Origin of the sequence: Paraburkholderia denitrificans, assembly GCF_042655705.1 — a bacterium.
In the GTDB taxonomy this organism is placed as follows: Bacteria; Pseudomonadota; Gammaproteobacteria; order Burkholderiales; family Burkholderiaceae; genus Paraburkholderia; species Paraburkholderia denitrificans.
The window spans coordinates 1-535 of record NZ_JBHSMP010000053.1; the positions used below are offsets into that span (position 1 = coordinate 1).

Genomic DNA, 535 nt, shown 5'->3' on the forward strand with positions numbered 1-535 from the left:
GAGCACTTCGCCCGTGTCCGGGAAGATGAGCGGATTGTCGGAAACCGCGTTCGCTTCCACGAGCAGCACCTGCGCCGCATGGCGCATCTGGTCGAGACACGCGCCCATCACCTGCGGCTGGCAGCGCAGCGAGTACGGATCCTGCACCTTGCCGCAGTCGCGGTGCGAGAGGTTGATCGCCGAGCCTTCGAGCAGCGCGCGGTAGGCCGCTGCCGCGTCGATCTGGCCTTGATGTCCGCGCAGCGCGTGGATGCGCGCATCGAACGGCTTGACCGAGCCCGCCGCTGCATCGACGCACAGCGCGCCCGAAACGAGCGCCGTGCGGTACAGGTCCTCGATGGCGAACAGGTTGTAGAGCGCGAGCGCGGTGGATGCCTGCGTGCCGTTGAGCAGCGCGAGACCTTCCTTGGCCTGCAGCGTGAGCGGCTTGAGGCCGGCGGCGGCGAGTCCCGCCCCGGCGCTGGCGCGCTCGCCGCGGATGAACACTTCGCCGATGCCGAGCAGCACCGCCGACATGTGCGCGAGCGGCGCGAGG

The 535-nt window shown here is 69.9% G+C and carries 1 protein-coding gene; it reads right to left on the reverse strand.

The window, feature by feature from the left end; translation table 11 throughout:
• The coding region (locus ACFPTO_RS25115) for an aromatic amino acid lyase (RefSeq protein WP_377715794.1) at positions 1-535 on the reverse strand (535 nt) is incomplete at both ends.